This window comes from Streptomyces sp. NPDC002076 (assembly GCF_053593835.1).
Window position 1 is genome coordinate 335,886 of record NZ_JBSFDI010000002.1, and the last position, 16,401, is coordinate 352,286.

The window sequence follows — 16,401 nt, forward strand, 5'->3', positions numbered from 1 at the left end:
GACGACGTCAGCCGCCTCAAGGGTGACACCTCACGGCAGACCGGCTTGGCGCGGCTGAGCCGGGTCAGTCCACCGGCCACGTGTGGACGGGCGCGTTCAGATGCATGTAGTCGATGTACAACTGGGTCATCCGGCGCAGCGCCTCATGGCGGCCGGCGCGCGTGGTGGCGTCGAGGTGGTGGAACACCTCCTTCTGCCACACCGCGCCGTTGCGTGCCGTCACACAGCGCTGCTCGATGATGCCGAGCAGCGGCTCCCGCCACGCCTCGTCCATGCCGGACAGTTCCAGCCCCCGGTGCGCCAGCGGCAGCAGCCTGCGCAGGACCAGCTCCGGCACCGGCACCTCGCCCATGCCGGGCCAGTACAACGGGGCGTCGATGCCGCGCCGGGCGGCGGCGTGCAGATTGTCCTCGGCGGCCGCGAACGACATCCGCGACCACACCGGCCGCTCCTCCTCCACCAGGGCCCGGGTGAGGCCGTAGTAGAAGGCGCCGTTGGCGAGGGTGTCAGCGACGGTCGGGCCGGCGGGCAGCACCCGGTTCTCCACGCGGATGTGCGGGAGGTCGTGGGAGACGGCGTACACCGGGCGATTCCAGCGGTAGATCGTGCCGTTGTGCAGGGTCAGTTCGCCGAGCTCCGGGATGTCGCCGCTGTCCAGCGTCTCCGCCGGGTCCTGTTCGTCGCACAGCGGGAGGAGAGCGGGGAAGTAGCGCAGGTTCTCCTCGAACAGGTCGAAGACGCTGTTGATCCAGCGCTCCCCGAACCACACCCGGGGACGTACGCCCTGCACCTTGATCTCTTCCGGGCGGGTGTCCGTGGCCTGTTCGAACAGCGGGATGCGGGTCTCGTGCCACAGCTCCTTGCCGAACAGGAACGGTGAGTTCGCCGCCAGTGCCACCTGGACCCCGGCGATGGCCTGCGCCGCGTTCCAGTACGGGGCGAACTCCTCGGGAGACACCTGGAGATGGAACTGCGTGCTCGTGCACGCGGCCTCCGGGGTGATGGTGTCCGCGTAGGTGCGCAGCCGGTCCTCGCCGTCCACCTCGATGCGCAGGTCCTCGCCGCGGGCCGCGAAGATCTGGTCGTTGAGCAACTGGTACCGCGGGTTCTCCGACAGGGTCTCCTCGCCGATGTCCTGCTGGCGCAGGGTGGGCAGGATCCCGATCATGATCAGCCGGGTGCCGATCGACCTGGCCCGCTCGTCCGCGTGGTTCAGCGCAGCGCGGATCTCCGACTCCCACGCATCGGGTCCGCCCGCGGTCAGCCGGCGTGGCGGCACGTTGATCTCCAGGTTGAACCGGCCCAGCTCGGTGGACCAGGCGGGGTCGGAGATCGCCTTCAGCACATCGGTGTTGCGCATCGCCGGCTCGGCGTCGTCGCCGACCAGGTTCAGCTCGATCTCCAGACCGACCTGCGGCCGCTCGGACTCGAACCGTGCCTCGCGCAGCATCTGCGCCAACGTGTCCAGGCACGCGTGCATCTTGATCCGGTACCGGCGGCGGTCCTCGCGGGTGAAGACGAGCGCCGGGACGTCGCGTCCCATCGGCCCTCCAGGATGCCCCTCGTCGCAGACCTCTTCACCCAGCGTCGCACCAACACACGAGCCTCACCAGGCACGGCCGGCACGTGCGGGCCGACGCCGTCTCCGGGACGCTCCGGTTCCTGCCCCGGCGAGGCGGCGCACGAGCACGGGCACGGCGGGCCGTGCTCCTTGTGCACGGCCGTGCACGGCCCGTGTCCACGCGGGATGCGGTCGGTGAGCGGAGCGCAGCCGTTGAAATCGCGCGGCGAGCAGTGCCGGTGCACCCGCGCCTGAACCTCCGCACGGGGCCCGGCGGCAGGGACGCTTCCGGTGCGGCGCAGGGGCGGTCGGCAAGGAGGTCACGTCTCTGCCATGAGTACCGCCCCGCAACCAGTGGGAGGCCGCTGCCGGTGATCCCGGTTTCAGGCGTTCTTGCGGGCCACGCCGCCGTAGAAACCGATGGCCTCGGAACTGGGTGGCGGGGTGGTGTCCGGGCGCCAGAAGGGAACCTGGGTCAGGCCGGGCTCGACCAGTTCGAACCTGTCGAAGAACCGCTCGACCCGGTCGCGGGACCGGAGGTTCATGGTGGCGGTCGCGCTGTTGTAGACGGCCTCGGCCTCGCTGCGGTCGTCGGCGAAGTCACCCGTCGCGTGCGAGAGCACCAGGAAGCTGCCGGCCGGAAGCGCGTCGCGCAGGGTGGCCACGATCCGCTCCGGCTCGTCCGTGTCGCGTATGAAGTGGAGGATGGCGACGAGGAAGAGGGCGACCGGCCGGTCGAAATCGATGATCCGGCGGACCTCGGGATGATCGATGACGGACTGCGGATCGCGCAGGTCGGCGAGCACGATGCTGGTCGTGCCGGCCCGGCTGAGCAGTGCGTCGCCGTGCGCCTTCACGATCGGGTCGTTGTCGACGTAGGCGACGCGCGCGTCCGGAGCCAGCTCCTGGGCGACCTCGTGCACGTTCGGCGAGGTGGGCAGCCCGGTGCCGATGTCGAGGATCTGGCGCACGCCGCTGCCGATGACGTACCGGACCGCACGGTGCAGAAAAGCACGGTTGGCCCGTACGGAGATCCACACCTCGGGCGCGGCCGCGGCCAGTTGGTCGCCCGCCAGCTGGTCCACCTCGTAATTGTCCTTGCCGCCCAGGAGGTAGTCGTAGATCCGTGCGGGATGCGGCTTGCTGGTGTCGATGTGCACGGTCTGGCCGCCGTCCTGAGTCACGCTGTGCTCCTTTCCACGACCGTCACGGCCTCGGTCCCGCAAACGGTTGGCCAAAGCTTCCCACATCAACTATCTGGTGCGCGGGGCGAGTTCCGGGAGCTCAGGATCAGCAGCTGCCTGCCGGGACCAGCGCGTTCGGAAGCGCGGGCGGCGTGTGTGCCCAGGCCGTGCATGCGGCAGTGGCCGCGCTGGGGGATGCGTCCGGGGCTTCTTGATGTCGACGTGGACCAGGCCGCCGACCCGGGTCGCGCTCGTAGCGGAGGACCTCGCGCTGGTCGCTGCCCGGCGGGCGCGGCTCATGTGGCAGACCCGCCTGCCGCTCCGCGCCGGCCGGGCACCCTCCGGGGCGGGGTGCTGTAAGCGGCGTGACTCCGGCCTCCGTGCGAGGGGGGCGCCGTACGCGGCCTGCTTCCTGGCGCGGCGGGGTGCCGCTCGTGGCCTGCTTGCGGTCACCGTGCGAGGGCGGGCGGCATCAGGGGTCGGCCTCCGCGTGACGTGCGGGGCCAAGCGTCGCCCCCCGGCAGGACCCCTGCACGGGGCGCCCGTCACCCGGCCGGACCGGCTCCGCTGGCTTGCGCGTCGTCGGCGTCGGATGGTCGGAACAAGATCGGTGAGTCGAAGCTTCGTCCGACCGGTCGCGGGTCGTCCCTCCGTGTCCGTGACGAGGCGGGCCGACGCGCCGGGGGCGGGGAACGGTGAATCCATTGCGCTCGGGTCGTTCCCCGCCCTCCCACCCCGGCTCGTCCGGGCCTCGCCGCCGCTCGGTGCGCGCAAGCGCTGTACTTCAGTTTCGCCCCGTACGGGCTGATCCGGGCGTCCACGAGCACCGGCTGGACCAGCGAACGTGTTTCGGGCAGCGCGGCGGGCACGTGCTTGGCTCCCCGGCCAGAGCGGAGCGGCCCAGGCTCACCGCCGCCACGGCGCCGCCCGCCCCGGCCGCCGGACTCACCGCTCGCAGCCAGGTCGCGTCGATCACCGCGCCGCAACCGGCATGGTCTGGTTGGCGGGCTGAGCATTGCGGGCGGTGAGTTGATCTCGTTCGGCGAGAGTGGGGATGCCGTTGCAGAGCGGATGCGTAAGATCGCCGGCATGGCGCTGCGACCGGTTCTGGTGAACGTAAAGGCTCTTGACGACTCGGCGGTCGGCCGGTTCTGGGCGGAGGCGCTCGGCTGGAGCGTTTCCAGCTCGGAACCCGGCGCGACCGCCGCCAAACCCGCCGGCTTCGATTGGCTGGACCCGGTCGGCGTCTGCGTCGACGTCATCGCCGTGCCGGAACCCAAGACGACGACGAAGAACCGTGTGCACATCGATCTCGCCACCACCTCCGCAGCGCATCAGGCGGAGTTGGTCGCGCGCCTGCGGGCTCTCGGTGCGACGCCCGCGCACGTGGGCCAGGGCGACGTGCCGTGGACGGTTCTCGCCGACGTGGAGGGCAACGAGTTCTGCGTGCTGGAGCCGCGGGACATCTACGGGGACACCGGACCGATCGCCCGGGTGGTGGTCGACTGTGCGGATCCGCGGGCCATGGCCCGGTTCTGGGGTGAGGCCGTGGACTGGACCCTGCACGAGGTGACTGACGATCATGCGGTGCTGCGCTCCGCCAAGGGTGTCGGCCCGTATCTCGAGTTCCTCCGCATGCCCGGGGCGAAGACCGTGCCGGACCGCGTCCATCTTGACCTGGTGCCCTGCCCCGGTGACGACAAAGCAGCGGAGGTGGCCCGGCTGCGGGCCCTCGGCGCCACCGACCTCGACGTCGGCCAGGGCGACGTCCCGTGGACGTGCCTGGCGGACCCGGAGGGCCACGAGTTCTGCGTCCTCGCCCGGTCCTGACGCGCAGCCTGGTCAGTGACGGAAGGGAACGTCCCTCCCTCCTCTCCCTGGACAGCAGGGCACCGATCTCCATAGAGTTCGAGTCCAAGAATGGAAAATCAGTCCAGGCAGCTTCCGGAGACCGCCATGGCCGCCGCTTCGCCCGTCACGTACGACGACATCCGTGCGGCCGCCGCGCGCCTCGAAGGAGTCGCCCACCGCACGCCCGTCGTCACCTCCCGCACCCTGAACGCCCTTGTCGGCGCCGACGTGTTCATCAAGTGCGAGAACTTCCAGCGCGTCGGCGCCTTCAAGTTCCGCGGTGCCTACAACGCGGCCGCCCAGCTCTCCCCGGACCAGCTCGCGAAGGGCATCGCCGCCTACTCCTCCGGCAACCACGCCCAGGCCACCGCCCTCGCCGCCCGCGAACTCGGCACCAGCGCCGTCATCCTGATGCCCGAGGACGCCCCGCGCCTCAAGCGGGAGGCGACCGCCGGATACGGCGCCGAGATCGTCACCTACGACCGCTACACCGAGGACCGCACCGCGCTCGGTACGGCGCTGGCCGAGGACCGCGGGCTGGCTCTCATCCCGCCCTACGACCACCCCCACGTCATCGCCGGACAGGGCACCGCGACCCTGGAACTCCTCGACGAGACAGGCCCGCTCGACGCCCTGCTCGTGCCCGTCGGCGGCGGCGGCCTGATCGCCGGCAGCGCCACCGCCGCCAAAGCCCTGCACCCCGCTGTCCGGGTCATCGGCGTGGAGCCGGAGGAAGGGGACGACACCAAGCGGTCCCTGGAGAGCGGCGCCCGCGTCACCCTGCCCGTGCCCCGGACCATCGCCGACGGTCAGGCCTTGCCCACGCCCGGCGAGCTCACCTTCGAGATCAACCGGCGCCTGGTCGACGCCATCGCCCTCGTCAGCGACGCGGAGATCGTCGCCGCCATGCGCTTCGCCTTCGAACGCCTGAAGATCGTCCTCGAACCCAGCGGCGCCACCGGCCTGGCCGCACTCCTGGCCGGCCGCGTCGACAACCCACCGCCCCGCATCGGCATCATCGCCTCCGGCGGCAACATCGACACCGTGCGGTTCGCCGAACTCATCGGTGGGTGAGGGTCGTTGTGACGCGGCGCACGCAGAAGCAGCTGCGCCGCTCGGATAAGAAGTACATGTCCCGCCGCCAGTCTTCGCATCCAGCGGACGGTCAGGGACTCGGCGTCCCTGGCTCCCCGACTGCGGCGCTCGCGGACTCCCGCGATGCTGATGATCGCCGAGTGCTCCTCCCAGGTCCGCCGGTGGGAGACCGCCGTTCTGGCCGCCGATCCCGCCGTCGAGCGCACCCAGTACCTGCCCAGGGTCGGACATCACCTGTGGAACGGCCTCGACGACAACGACGAACGAGCCGCCGCCGTCATCACCGCGTTCCTCCAGGGTGCACGGGCGCCGCTGCCGAACTACCCGACTCGCGCGGACATACCGGCCTTCCTGCGCGCCGGGAACTGAGGCCGGCCGCCGGCCCGCCCTGCCGCACCACCGGTCTCGGGCCGTTGTCAGTGGTCGCCCTTACGGTTCGATCAGTGAGGACCTGCGGGAAAGGCCGAGGTTCCGTCCTGGGGAGGGGTCTGCCATGACCACGGCGTCCGCGGTGTCGACGACGTATCTGGAGTTGTCGCAGGAGGGCGGCGGTGCCCACAAGTTCTACGAAGTGACCGTCGACGGCATGGTGGTGACGGTGCGGTACGGCAGGATCGGCGCCACCGGACAGATCCAGACGACGACCTTCCCGACCGCCGAGAAGGCCCGGGCGGCCGCCGCGAAAAAGGTGGGGGAGAAGGTCCGCAAGGGATACGCCCCGGCGGTCCAGGGGCAGCGCGCTCCGCGGCCGGTGACCCGGCGTCAGGTCAGCTCGGCCCCGTCCACCGCCCGGGCGGTGGCACCCGTGCTGTGGCGGTTCCGCACCGGCTCGGCCGCCTTCGGAATCCACGTCGACGACGAACACTGCTGGGTCGGCAACCAGGCGGGTGACGTCTACACCCTCGGCCACGACGGCGCCGTCCTCGCCCGGTTCGGCCTGCCGGACGGGGTGAAGTGCCTGGTCGCCGACGACTTCTGGATCTACGCGGGCTGCGACGACGGCAAGGTCTACGACCTCTCCTCGAAGTTGCCGTTCGCCGCGTACGACATAGCCGCCGACGTCGACATCTTCTGGCTGGACATCCACGAGGGCATCCTGAACGTGTCGGACCGCGACGGCCGGCTGACCGTCATCGACCACGAGGACGAACACCAGTGGGCCCGGCGCAGCCGGGGCGAACACGCCTGGATGGTGCGTGCCGACGACCGCGCCGTCTACCACGGCCACCACCGGGGCGTCACCGCCTACGCGCCTGGCGGCAGCGGCGAGTTGTGGCACACGGCCACGAAGGGCAGCGTGCTGTTCGGCTGGCAGGAGGAGGACGCCGTGTACGCGGGCACCGGTCACCGCGTGGTCCAGCGGCTGTCGAAGGCGACCGGCACCATCGAGGCGACGTACGCCTGCGACAGCGCGGTCTACTCGTGCGCCACCTCCCCGGGCGGGCGGTTCGTCTTCGCCGGGGACGCCGCGTCGTCCGTCTACTGCTTCGACCAGGACGGCACGCGCCTGTGGAAGCTCGGCACCGGCGGCGGCTCGGCGCTGTCCATGCAGTACCGCGACGAGCGCCTGTACCTGGTGACCACCGACGGCTCGCTGGTGTGCGTCGACGCGAGCGAGACGGCCATCGCCGACGCCCAGCAGGGCACGGTGCCGGTGGCGCGGGACGTCAAGCTCGCCGCGGCCCTGCCGACCTACCAGCCCGCCACCGCCGTGGCCGCGGTGGCCACCGTCACACAGGCACCGGCCGGAGCCGTCGTGGTCGAGTGCGTGCAGGACGCCGGCCGGCTCCGGGTGCATGTGGTGTCCGAGGGCTACGACACCTCCTGGAACGTCCAGTTCCCGCGGGCGATACGCCGACCGGGCGCCCGCTACGTCGTGGACGCCCTGCACCCGGCGGCCGGCGGCTTCTACCGGGTCCGCGGCGACATCCGCCGCCTGCTCTGACGCTGCCGCTCTCCTGTGCCGTTCGGTCCAGCCGGCCGGCACCTCAAGGCCGCACGGCCTGCGCCTCAGCGAGCCCTGCCCGGGTGCGGAGGGGCGCCTCCGCCGCGCTGCCCGCCCGGTTGCGTCGGGGACGTGACCAGGCCGCCTCCATCGGAGATCACCACCGACAACAGGCACCGCCTCGCCCGGGCAAGGCGGTCGGCGCGTCAGCGTCGCGCGGCCGCTTCGTCCAGTACTTCCCGTGCCACGGCCAGCGCCTCGGCGCGATCTTCGGGTACGAGCCCGATGCGGGTGCGCCGGTCCAGGAGGTCGGACTCGTCCAGGGCGCCCTCGTGCCGTACGGCCCACAGCAGTTCCGCACGGGTCACCGGGTGGCCCGGCAGCACGGGCTCGACCAGGGCCGGAGCCCCGGCCCCGAGGGCGTGGACGGCCCCGGCCTCCGTGCCGTAGCGGCGGACCAGTCGCCGGGGTGCCGACAGGGTGCGCAGCCGGCCGGGTGCGGCGGCGCCGACCAGCGGCAGCGCGGCGGTGGGGGAGGGCACGGCGGGAAGTCCCCGCGCGGCGGTCGCGGCGTCCACGGCGTCCTGGGCCATCCGCCGGTAGGTGGTGAGCTTGCCGCCGACGATCGTCGTGATGCCGTCGGGGGACGTCAGCACGGCGTGCCGGCGGGAGATGTCGGAGGTGCGGGCGGGGGCTCCGTCTCGGCCATCGTGGCCGGAGGTGTCCAGCAGAGGGCGCAGTCCGGCGAAGGCGCCGACGACCTCGTCCCGGGCCACCGGCGTGTCCAGGACCGAGCCGAGCACGTCCAGCAGGAAGCCGATGTCGGTCTCGGGCACCTCAGGGACGTCCGGGATCCCGCCGTCGACCGGCTCGTCGGTGAGACCGACGTACACCCGGCCGTCGCCCTGGGGCAGGACCAGGACGAAGCGGTTGGTCTCGCCGGGGATGGGGATGTGCAGGCCGGCCGGCAGGGTGCCGAGCCGCTCCGAGCGCAGGACCAGATGGGTGCCGCGGGAGGGCCGGATCCGGATGCCCTCGACGAGCTCGCCCGCCCACACGCCGGCCGCGTTGATGACCGCGCGGGCCCTGATCTCGCCCTCCTCGCCGGTGAGTTCGTCGCGGATCCGGGCGCCGGTGCCGGTCAGCTCCAGCACCCTGACCCGGGTCAGCACCCGGGCGCCCTGCGCGGCGGCCGTCCTGGCCAGGGCCGTGACCAGCCGGGCGTCGTCGGTCACCTTGCCGTCCCAGGACAGCAGTCCGCCCCGCAGTCCGGCCGAGCGCACCGAGGGCGCCAGATGCCGGGCCTCCGTCGCCGACAGCCGGCGCGGGGCGGGCAGCACCTGGCGCGGGGTCCGGGCCGCCAGCCGCAGCATGTCCCCGGCCCGGAACCCGGCCCACGCCAGCGAGGCCTGGGCCCGGGACACCAGGGGGGTCAGCGGCAGGACGAAGGGCTGGGCGGCCACGAGGTGCGGGGCGGTGCGGGTCATCAGCACCCCGCGCTCGACCGCGCTCTCGTGCGCCACGTCGAACTGCGCGGAGGCCAGATAGCGCAGCCCGCCGTGGATGAGCTTCGAACTCCAGCGGGAGGTGCCGAAGGCCAGGTCGTGGGCGTCCACCGCGACGACGTCGAGACCGCGGGCCGCCGCGTCGAGCGCGGCTCCGGCCCCGGTGGCGCCGAGCCCGACGACCAGGACGTCGGCGACCCTGCCGTCGGCGGCCTCGGCCAGTTCCCGGCGACGGCGGTGTGCGCTGAGGGACGAGCCGGCGTCGGCCCGGGTGTGACTCATCAGATCTCCTTCGAGGAAACCCCGTCGTTCAGGGCGGGGAGGAATCGAGCCCCTACGGAGCAGGGCAAGGAAAGCAGGTTCGTCGCCGGGGCGGGGCGGTGCATTTTCCCAACTACCGGGCAGCGTTCACAGACTGATGGGCTAGTGTGTGAGCCGTGAGGGCCACCGGCGTGAAGCGGGCGTTCAAGTACCGCTTCTATCCGACCGATGCGCAGGCAGCCGAGCTGTCGCGCACGTTCGGTTGCGTGCGGAAGGTCTACAACCTGGCCCTTGCGGCGCGCACCGAGGCGTGGGTGCGACAGGCGCGGGTGAACTACAACCAGACGTCTGCGATGCTGACGGCCTGGAAGGAGACCGAGGAACTGGCGTACCTCAACGACGTCTCCTCCGTCCCGCTCCAGCAGGCACTTCGCCACCTGCAGACGGCGTTCACCAACTTCTTCGCCAAGCGCGCGAAGTACCCTCGTTTCAAGTCGCGGAAGAAGTCGCGGAAGTCGGCGGAGTACACCACCAGCGCGTTCCGGTTCCGGGACGGGAAGCTGACGCTGGCGAAGATGGCGGAGCCGCTGGACATCGTGTGGTCCCGTCCGCTCCCCGAAGACGCTTCGCCGTCCACGGTGACCGTCTGCCAGGACACGGCCGGACGCTGGTATGTGTCCCTGCTGTGCGAAGACCCCTCCGTCCAGCCACTTCCGGCAACTGACACGGCGATCGGCATAGACGCCGGCCTCGACCATCTCCTGACCCTCTCCACCGGGGAGAAGATCGCCAACCCCCGGCACGAGCGGCGAGAACGCGCCCGCCTTGCCAGGGCCCAGCGGCAGCTTGCCCGCAAGGCCAAGGGTGACGGAGCGAACCGGGCCAAGGCCCGGTGGAAGGTCGCCAAGGTCTATGCCCGCATCGCCGACCGGCGACGCGACCACCTGCACAAGATCACCACTCGGCTCGTTCGTGAGAACCAAACGATCGTGATCGAGGACCTGGCTGTGCGCAACATGGTGAAGAACGGCAAGCTCGCCCGCGCCATCAGCGACGCGGCGTGGAGCGAGTTCCGGAGCATGCTGGAGTACAAGGCCCAGTGGTACGGCCGCGAAGTGATCGCGGTCGACCGCTGGTTCCCCTCCTCCAGGCTGTGTTCTGCCTGCGGTAGTTTGCAGGGCGCGATGGCGTTGAATGTCCGTTCCTGGACGTGCGACTGCGGCACGACCCACGATCGGGACGTGAACGCGGCGAAGAACATCCTGGCGGCCGGGCTGGCCGTGTCTGTCTGTGGAGCTGGCGTAAGACCTCAACGGAGAACTCCGGGCGGGCAGTCGGCGACGAAGCAGAAACCTCTACGGCGCGAGCCGTAGGAATCCCCCCTCCTTCAGGAGAGGGGAGGAAGTCAAGGCGTGAGGGTCCTCTCCAGGAGGGTGCGCAACTCGCCGAGGAAGGCGGCGGAGTCGAGCTCCGGATCGTCCTCGTCGGTCATCGTGCGCAGGGACAGGGTGAAGGACTGCACGGTCAACAGCAGGGCGCGGGCCTGCCGTTCGACATGCCCGGGGCGCACGGAGCCGTCCGCGTGGCCGTCGCGCAGCCCGTCGGCCAGCAGCGCCAGCAGCGCCTCCTGGCTGGCTCCGCGCCGGTCGAGCACATAGGGGAGCAGCAGTTCCGGGTCGACGTCGACGATCTTGCGGAAGAGCGGGTGCGCCCGGAAGGCCTCGACGCCCGCCACCAGTCCGTCCACGATCCGGGTGCGGGTGTCCGTGCGGGAGGCGGGCTCGGGGATGGCGCGGGTGGCCACGTCGATCCACTCGCGGGTCATCAGATCGCCCACCAGGGTCCGCAGATCCGGCCAGCGCCGGTACAGCGTCATCCGTGAGACACCGGCGCGGCGGGCGACGTCGGCGAGGGTGGTGCGGCGGACGCCGACGGCCAGCACACAGTCGCGTACCGCGTCGAGCACATGATCGTTGTCCGAACCGTTGTGACGAATAGGCGTCATGTGTCACAGTGTAACGCCCCGGGGTCGGGCGCAGCAGACACCGTCACCCCGGGGGCGGCCCGCCGGCCGTCGCGTGAACCGAGGACACCGAGCACACCGACCTGTGAGGACGACCGTTCAATGGACATGCTGTGGAACGGCTGGGGCGACCCGGCCAAGGCGGCACCGCTGCCCGACTCGGTGACCGGACTGCTGCGCGACCTGCTCGGCGTCAAGCCCCGCACCACCCCCGCCCTCACCCTCGAGGACATCGAACTGCCCGCCAGCACGGCCTCCCCGGCCGCGCTCAAGGCGCTCGCCGAGGCCGTCGGCGGCGAGGACCACGTCCGCACCGACCACGAGAGCCGCATCCGGCACACGCGCGGCAAGTCCACCCCCGACCTGCTGCGCATCCGCACCGGGGACTTCGCGGACGTCCCGCAGGCCGTGGTCCTGCCCGCCTCCCACGACGAGGTCCTCGCCGTGCTGCGCGCCTGCGCCGCACACGGTCTCTCCGTCGTCCCCTTCGGCGGCGGCACCTCGGTCGTCGGCGGACTCGCCCCCCAGCGCACCGCGTTCATCGCCCTGGACCTGCGCCGCATGAACGGCCTGCTCGACCTGGACCCCGTCTCGCGCACCGCCGTACTCCAGCCCGGTCTGCGCGCCCCCGAGGCCGAGGCCCTGCTCGCCGAACACGGCTTCACCCTCGGCCACTTCCCGCAGTCCTTCGAGTGGGCCACCATCGGCGGCTTCGCCGCCGCCCGCTCCAGCGGCCAGGCCTCCGCCGGATACGGCCGCTTCGACGAGATGGTCCTCGGCCTGACTCTCGCCACCCCCGAGGGAACGATCGAGACCGGCCGCGCCCCGCGCTCCGCCGCCGGACCCGACCTGCGCCAGCTGATCCTCGGCTCGGAGGGCGCCTTCGGCGTGATCACGTCGGTCACCGTACGGATCCGTCCGGTGCCGCAGGTGCGGATCTACGAGGGCTGGCGGTTCGCCTCCTTCGAGGAGGGCGCCGCCGCGCTGCGCAGTCTCGCCCAGGACGGACCCCGGCCGACCGTGCTGCGGCTGTCCGACGAGACCGAGACCCTTATCGGCCTGGCCCAGCCCGACGCCATCGGAGGCGACCTGGCGCAGAGCGCGGCCGGCTGTCTCGCCATCACCGGCTACGAGGGCACGGCCGAGGACACCGCACAGCGCCGGCAGCAGGCGGCGGCCGTCCTCACCGCCTGCGGCGGCACCCTCGTGGGAGCGGAACCGGGCGAACGCTGGGCCCACGGCCGCTTCTCGGCGCCGTACCTGCGCGACGCCCTCCTCGACGTCGGCGCCTTCGCCGAGACGCTGGAGACCGCCGCCTTCTGGTCCCGGATCCCCGACCTCTACACGGCCGTACGCGGCGCGCTCACCGACACCCTCACCGAAGCCGGCACCCCGCCCCTGGTGATGTGCCACATCTCCCACGTCTACGAGAACGGCGCCTCGCTGTACTTCACGGTCGTCAGCGCCCAGGGTGAGGACCCGGTGGCGCACTGGACGCCCGCCAAGCACGCGGCCAACGAGGCCGTACTGGCGGCCGGGGGAACCATCTCGCACCACCACGGAGTCGGCACCGACCACCGCGACTGGTACGTCCGCGAGGCCGGACGGCTCGGCATCTCGGCCCTGCGTGCCGTCAAGCGCCGCCTGGACCCCGAGGGCCTGCTCAACCCCGGCGTCCTGCTCCCCACCGACTGACCCACCGATCCGCTGACCGACCCCATCCGATCCGCCTGCTTCGGAGGCACACCGATGCGACAGTTCACCGCCGTCGTCAACCCCACCGCGGGCGGCTCCACCGGGGCGGCGACCCTGCTCCACCTGGCCCGGCTGCTGCGCGAGGCCGGGGCCGAACTGGAGACGGAGTACAGCAACAGCCTCGCCCACGCCCAGGACATCGCCCGTCGCGCCGGTGAGCGCGGCCGGATCGTGCTGGCCGTCGGTGGCGACGGCATCGCCGGCGGCATCGGCGGTGCACTCAGCGGCACCGGAACCGTCCTCGGCCTGGTGCCCGCGGGACGCGGCAACGACTTCGCCCGCGCCCTCGAACTGCCCGCCGACCCCGCGGCACTCGCCGGCATCCTGCTGCACGCCGAGCCACGGCCGGTCGACACCATCGAGGTGGAGTCGGCCGTCCACCCGCGCACGGTCGTCCTGGGCAGCGTCTACGCCGGCGTGGACGCGGTGGCCAACCGGCACGCCAACCACGCTCGGCTGCTGCGTGGTTCCGCCTCCTACTACGCGGGCGGCCTGCGTGCCGTCACCACCTGGCGGGCGGCCGACTACCGTGTCACCGTCGACGGCGAGGAACACACCCACCGCGGCTACACCGTCGTGGCCGCCAACTCCCCTTACTACGGCTCCGGTCGGCTCATCGCCCCCGACGCGCGCGTCGACGACGGCCTGCTGGACGTGGTGATGATCCGCGAGGCACCGCGCAGGCTCTTCTTCACCCTCATGAACGAGCTGAAGACGGGCCGTCATGTGCACCGCCCCGAGGTGCGCGTGCTGCGCGGCAGGGAACTGCGCATCGAGGCGAACAGGCCCGTCCCCTACGGCGCGGACGGCGAGGTCGACGCCACCCTGCCGGTGACGGTGCGGGTACGACCCGGAGACCTGCCGATGCTGTACTGAGCCCAGCATCCGGAAATGACACGGCACCGGTGCATGACCTGCCAGGTCGGGGTAGGGGGAGGGGAAACCGGCCGAGCGCGCCGGGGGATTGGTGGTCGGTCATGACGCTGGAGCCCGCCGAGGGCGCGGTGCAGGCGGTCGTCCTGTACGACGGCCGGCTGCTGCTCGTGGAGGACGGCCACGGCTGGGCACTGCCGTCCGGTACTCCCGACCCGGCCGAGGCCGCCGAGGCCACCGCGGCGCGCGTCGTCTACGAACTCACCGGGTATCTCGTCGACGGCACGGAGTCCCTGGCCCGACACGACGTTCCACCCTCAGACGGCACGTCGGCGGTGGTGTGCCAGTTGCTGAGCGGGACCCCGTCGGACGGGGCCGCTCTCACGCCGGAGCAGGTGCGTTGGGCGCCGATCCCCGAGACCGCCGACGTCGAACTCCCCGCCGCCGTACGCGAGTACCTTCGGGGACACACGCCCGTATGACGCGTCTGGCCGTCAGTGGTCTGCCGAGTCCAGTGCGCGGGCGAGGAACCGCTGCCGGTCGACGACCGCCCGGTCGATCTCGCCCGTGGCGACCAGCCGGCCCGAGCCGTCGACGGCCCGCACCACGAAGGTGAGGCGCCCGCCCGCGACGGAGGCGGAAGGTTCGGCGCTCACCTCCACCCGGCCGCCGACCGGCGTGGCCCGCAGATGCCGGACCCGTACCTCGGTGCCGACGGTGGTCCGACCGGAGTCGGTGAAGCAGGAGGCGGCCCGCACGGTGGCCGCCTCCATCCACGCGATCAGCCGCGGGGTGGCGAGCACGGGCACGTCACCGCTGCCCACCGACACCGCGGTGTCGGCATCGGTCACCTTGTGCTGCATCCCACCACGCTAGGCCTGGGCACGGCGGATGTCGATGTTGCCCCAATCGGAGGCCCCGGAGCAGACCGAGGACACCGTCAAGGTCCGCGCCCGTTGCCGTCAAGCTGGGTGAGTGGCCGGCCTCACCGGCCGGGCAGCTCCAGCACGTCCACTCCGGTGCCGGCCGGCACGCCGGCCGCCGGCACCACCGCGAGGCCGTCCGCCAGGGCCAGGCCGCGCAGCATCGCCGGACCGTCGAACGGCAGCGGCGTCACCTCCTGCCCCGTGGTGAACACGGGTAGCAGCCGGGTGTCGCGGGGATGCCCGGGCAGGGCGGAGCCGGCCACCAGCCTGACCGGCTCGGCGCCGGAGTGCCCGCCGAGGTGGCGCAACAGAGGCTCGGCCAGCGTGACCATGCCGGCCACCGCGGCGAGCGGGTTGCCGGGCAGCCCGACCAGCCGGCGCGCCCGGCCGTCGGCCGTGGCCGGCAGTTCGGCGAGCAGCATCGGGTGACCCGGCCGTACCGCCACGGAGTCCACGAGCAGCCGAGCGCCCACCGCCCGGAGCGTGTCGTGCAGGAAGTCCACCGGTCCGGCCGCGGTGCTCCCCGTGGTGACCACGACGTCGGCGGGCGAGCGGCGTACGGCCTCCCGGAGTGCGGCGAGGTCGTCGGCGAGCAGACGATGGCCGATCAGCTCGGCGCCACACGCGTGCAGCCACGGCGGCAGCAGCGGCCCGAGCGCGTCCCGGACCCGTCCGCCGCGCGGCACGCCCTGCTGGAGCAACTCGTCGCCGAGGACCAGCAGTTCCACACTCGGCCGACGGTGCACCGTCAGCCGGTCGTACCCGGCGGCGGCCGCCAGGCCCAGCACCCGTTCGGTCACGGTGGTGCCGGCGGGCAGCAGCGGCTCACCGGAGCGGCACTCCTGACCGCGCGGCCGGATGTCGCGGCCTTCGGGCACCGGCGCGGGGGAGCGGTCGTACAGCAGGCCGCGCTCGGGGTCCGCCGCGCCGTGCTCGCGCCGCAGTACGGCGGTCGCGCCGGCCGGCACCGGGGCGCCGGTGGCGATGGGCACGGCCGAGTCCGGCACGAGCGGCCCGGGTTCCCGGCCGGCCAGGACGCCGGTGCCGCCGAGCCGCCACGGGCCCGGTCCGGCCACGGCCCAGCCGTCCATCGCGGCGGTCGCGAACGGCGGCAGGTCGGTGAGCGCGACGAGCGGTTCGGCCAGTGCGTGGCCCAGCGCGTCGGTGAGAACGCGGGGGACCGCGGGCAGCGGGTGCCCGGCGCAGGACCGCGCGATCGCGCGGGCCGTCTCCCAGGCCCGCGCGGCCCGGAGCGGATCCGGCTCGGTTCGCGGTCCGTGCGGTGCCGTGCCATCGGCCGGGTGCGTCCGGGAAGCCGTCATGCGGGTCATCGTTGGTGAGCCCTCCGAGGAAGTCAAAGAGGCCCCACTTGGGTGCCGATAGGTGGCGCCTATCCGATAACCCGCGCTTATCACGCCATTG

14 protein-coding genes are annotated in these 16,401 nt (G+C 72.3%); 8 read left to right on the forward strand and 6 right to left on the reverse strand.

Going from position 1 to position 16,401, the window contains the following annotated elements:
* Positions 1 to 64: 64 nt before the first annotated feature.
* Together ACWCQS_RS05745 and ACWCQS_RS05750 are read right to left on the reverse strand one after the other, a co-directional pair.
* The gene (locus ACWCQS_RS05745; RefSeq protein WP_451003271.1) at positions 65 to 1,543 is read right to left on the reverse strand and encodes a glutamate-cysteine ligase family protein; all 1,479 of its coding nucleotides are present in this window, start codon (positions 1,541 to 1,543) and stop codon (positions 65 to 67) included.
* 401 nt (positions 1,544 to 1,944) lie between these two features.
* Positions 1,945 to 2,745, reverse strand: coding sequence for an SAM-dependent methyltransferase (locus tag ACWCQS_RS05750; protein WP_451003272.1), 801 nt, complete (start codon positions 2,743 to 2,745; stop codon positions 1,945 to 1,947).
* Positions 2,746 to 3,834: 1,089 nt separating this feature from the next.
* Here ACWCQS_RS05750 and ACWCQS_RS05755 point away from each other — a divergent pair.
* The 4 genes from ACWCQS_RS05755 (at position 3,835) to ACWCQS_RS05770 (ending at position 7,636) form a co-directional block, all read left to right on the forward strand.
* Positions 3,835 to 4,575, forward strand: a complete 741-nt coding sequence (locus ACWCQS_RS05755) for a VOC family protein (RefSeq protein ID WP_451003273.1) — start codon at positions 3,835 to 3,837, stop codon at positions 4,573 to 4,575.
* Positions 4,576 to 4,701: 126 nt separating this feature from the next.
* On the forward strand, positions 4,702 to 5,670 hold the full coding sequence (locus tag ACWCQS_RS05760; RefSeq protein WP_451003274.1) for a threo-3-hydroxy-L-aspartate ammonia-lyase: 969 nt from the start codon (positions 4,702 to 4,704) through the stop codon (positions 5,668 to 5,670).
* Between the two features lie 144 nt (positions 5,671 to 5,814).
* Positions 5,815 to 6,060 (forward strand): hypothetical protein, encoded by a 246-nt coding sequence (locus ACWCQS_RS05765; protein WP_451003275.1) that lies wholly within the window; start codon positions 5,815 to 5,817, stop codon positions 6,058 to 6,060.
* 124 nt (positions 6,061 to 6,184) lie between these two features.
* The gene (locus ACWCQS_RS05770; RefSeq protein WP_451003276.1) at positions 6,185 to 7,636 is read left to right on the forward strand and encodes a WGR domain-containing protein; all 1,452 of its coding nucleotides are present in this window, start codon (positions 6,185 to 6,187) and stop codon (positions 7,634 to 7,636) included.
* Between the two features lie 206 nt (positions 7,637 to 7,842).
* On the opposite strand, the gene ACWCQS_RS05775 is transcribed toward ACWCQS_RS05770, so the two are convergent.
* The gene (locus tag ACWCQS_RS05775) at positions 7,843 to 9,423 is read right to left on the reverse strand and encodes a glycerol-3-phosphate dehydrogenase/oxidase (protein ID WP_451003277.1); all 1,581 of its coding nucleotides are present in this window, start codon (positions 9,421 to 9,423) and stop codon (positions 7,843 to 7,845) included.
* Between the two features lie 155 nt (positions 9,424 to 9,578).
* On the opposite strand from ACWCQS_RS05775, the gene ACWCQS_RS05780 reads away from it, so the two are divergent.
* Positions 9,579 to 10,775 carry an RNA-guided endonuclease InsQ/TnpB family protein gene (locus tag ACWCQS_RS05780; RefSeq protein WP_451003278.1) on the forward strand — a complete coding sequence of 399 codons (1,197 nt, stop codon included), beginning with the start codon at positions 9,579 to 9,581 and terminating at the stop codon, positions 10,773 to 10,775.
* Between the two features lie 32 nt (positions 10,776 to 10,807).
* Here the strand turns inward: ACWCQS_RS05780 and ACWCQS_RS05785 are convergent, their stop codons facing one another.
* Complete coding sequence (locus ACWCQS_RS05785) at positions 10,808 to 11,407, reverse strand: TetR/AcrR family transcriptional regulator (RefSeq protein WP_450982152.1); 600 nt, start codon at positions 11,405 to 11,407, stop codon at positions 10,808 to 10,810.
* A gap of 120 nt (positions 11,408 to 11,527) precedes the next feature.
* Between ACWCQS_RS05785 and ACWCQS_RS05790 the strand changes: the two genes are divergently transcribed.
* The 3 genes from ACWCQS_RS05790 to ACWCQS_RS05800 all read left to right on the forward strand — a co-directional run bounded on the left by ACWCQS_RS05790 (position 11,528) and on the right by ACWCQS_RS05800 (position 14,535).
* Entirely contained in the window at positions 11,528 to 13,120 is a 1,593-nt protein-coding gene (locus ACWCQS_RS05790; RefSeq protein ID WP_451003279.1) for an FAD-binding oxidoreductase, read from the forward strand.
* Between the two features lie 54 nt (positions 13,121 to 13,174).
* Entirely contained in the window at positions 13,175 to 14,056 is an 882-nt protein-coding gene (locus ACWCQS_RS05795; protein ID WP_451003280.1) for a diacylglycerol kinase family protein, read from the forward strand.
* Between the two features lie 101 nt (positions 14,057 to 14,157).
* Entirely contained in the window at positions 14,158 to 14,535 is a 378-nt protein-coding gene (locus tag ACWCQS_RS05800; protein WP_451003281.1) for an NUDIX hydrolase, read from the forward strand.
* 12 nt (positions 14,536 to 14,547) lie between these two features.
* On the opposite strand, the gene ACWCQS_RS05805 is transcribed toward ACWCQS_RS05800, so the two are convergent.
* Complete coding sequence (locus tag ACWCQS_RS05805) at positions 14,548 to 14,916, reverse strand: thioesterase family protein (protein ID WP_451003282.1); 369 nt, start codon at positions 14,914 to 14,916, stop codon at positions 14,548 to 14,550.
* Between the two features lie 122 nt (positions 14,917 to 15,038).
* Positions 15,039 to 16,301: a molybdopterin molybdotransferase MoeA gene (locus ACWCQS_RS05810; protein ID WP_451003283.1), complete on the reverse strand. Its 1,263-nt coding sequence runs from the start codon at positions 16,299 to 16,301 to the stop codon at positions 15,039 to 15,041.
* Positions 16,302 to 16,401 lie beyond the last annotated feature (100 nt).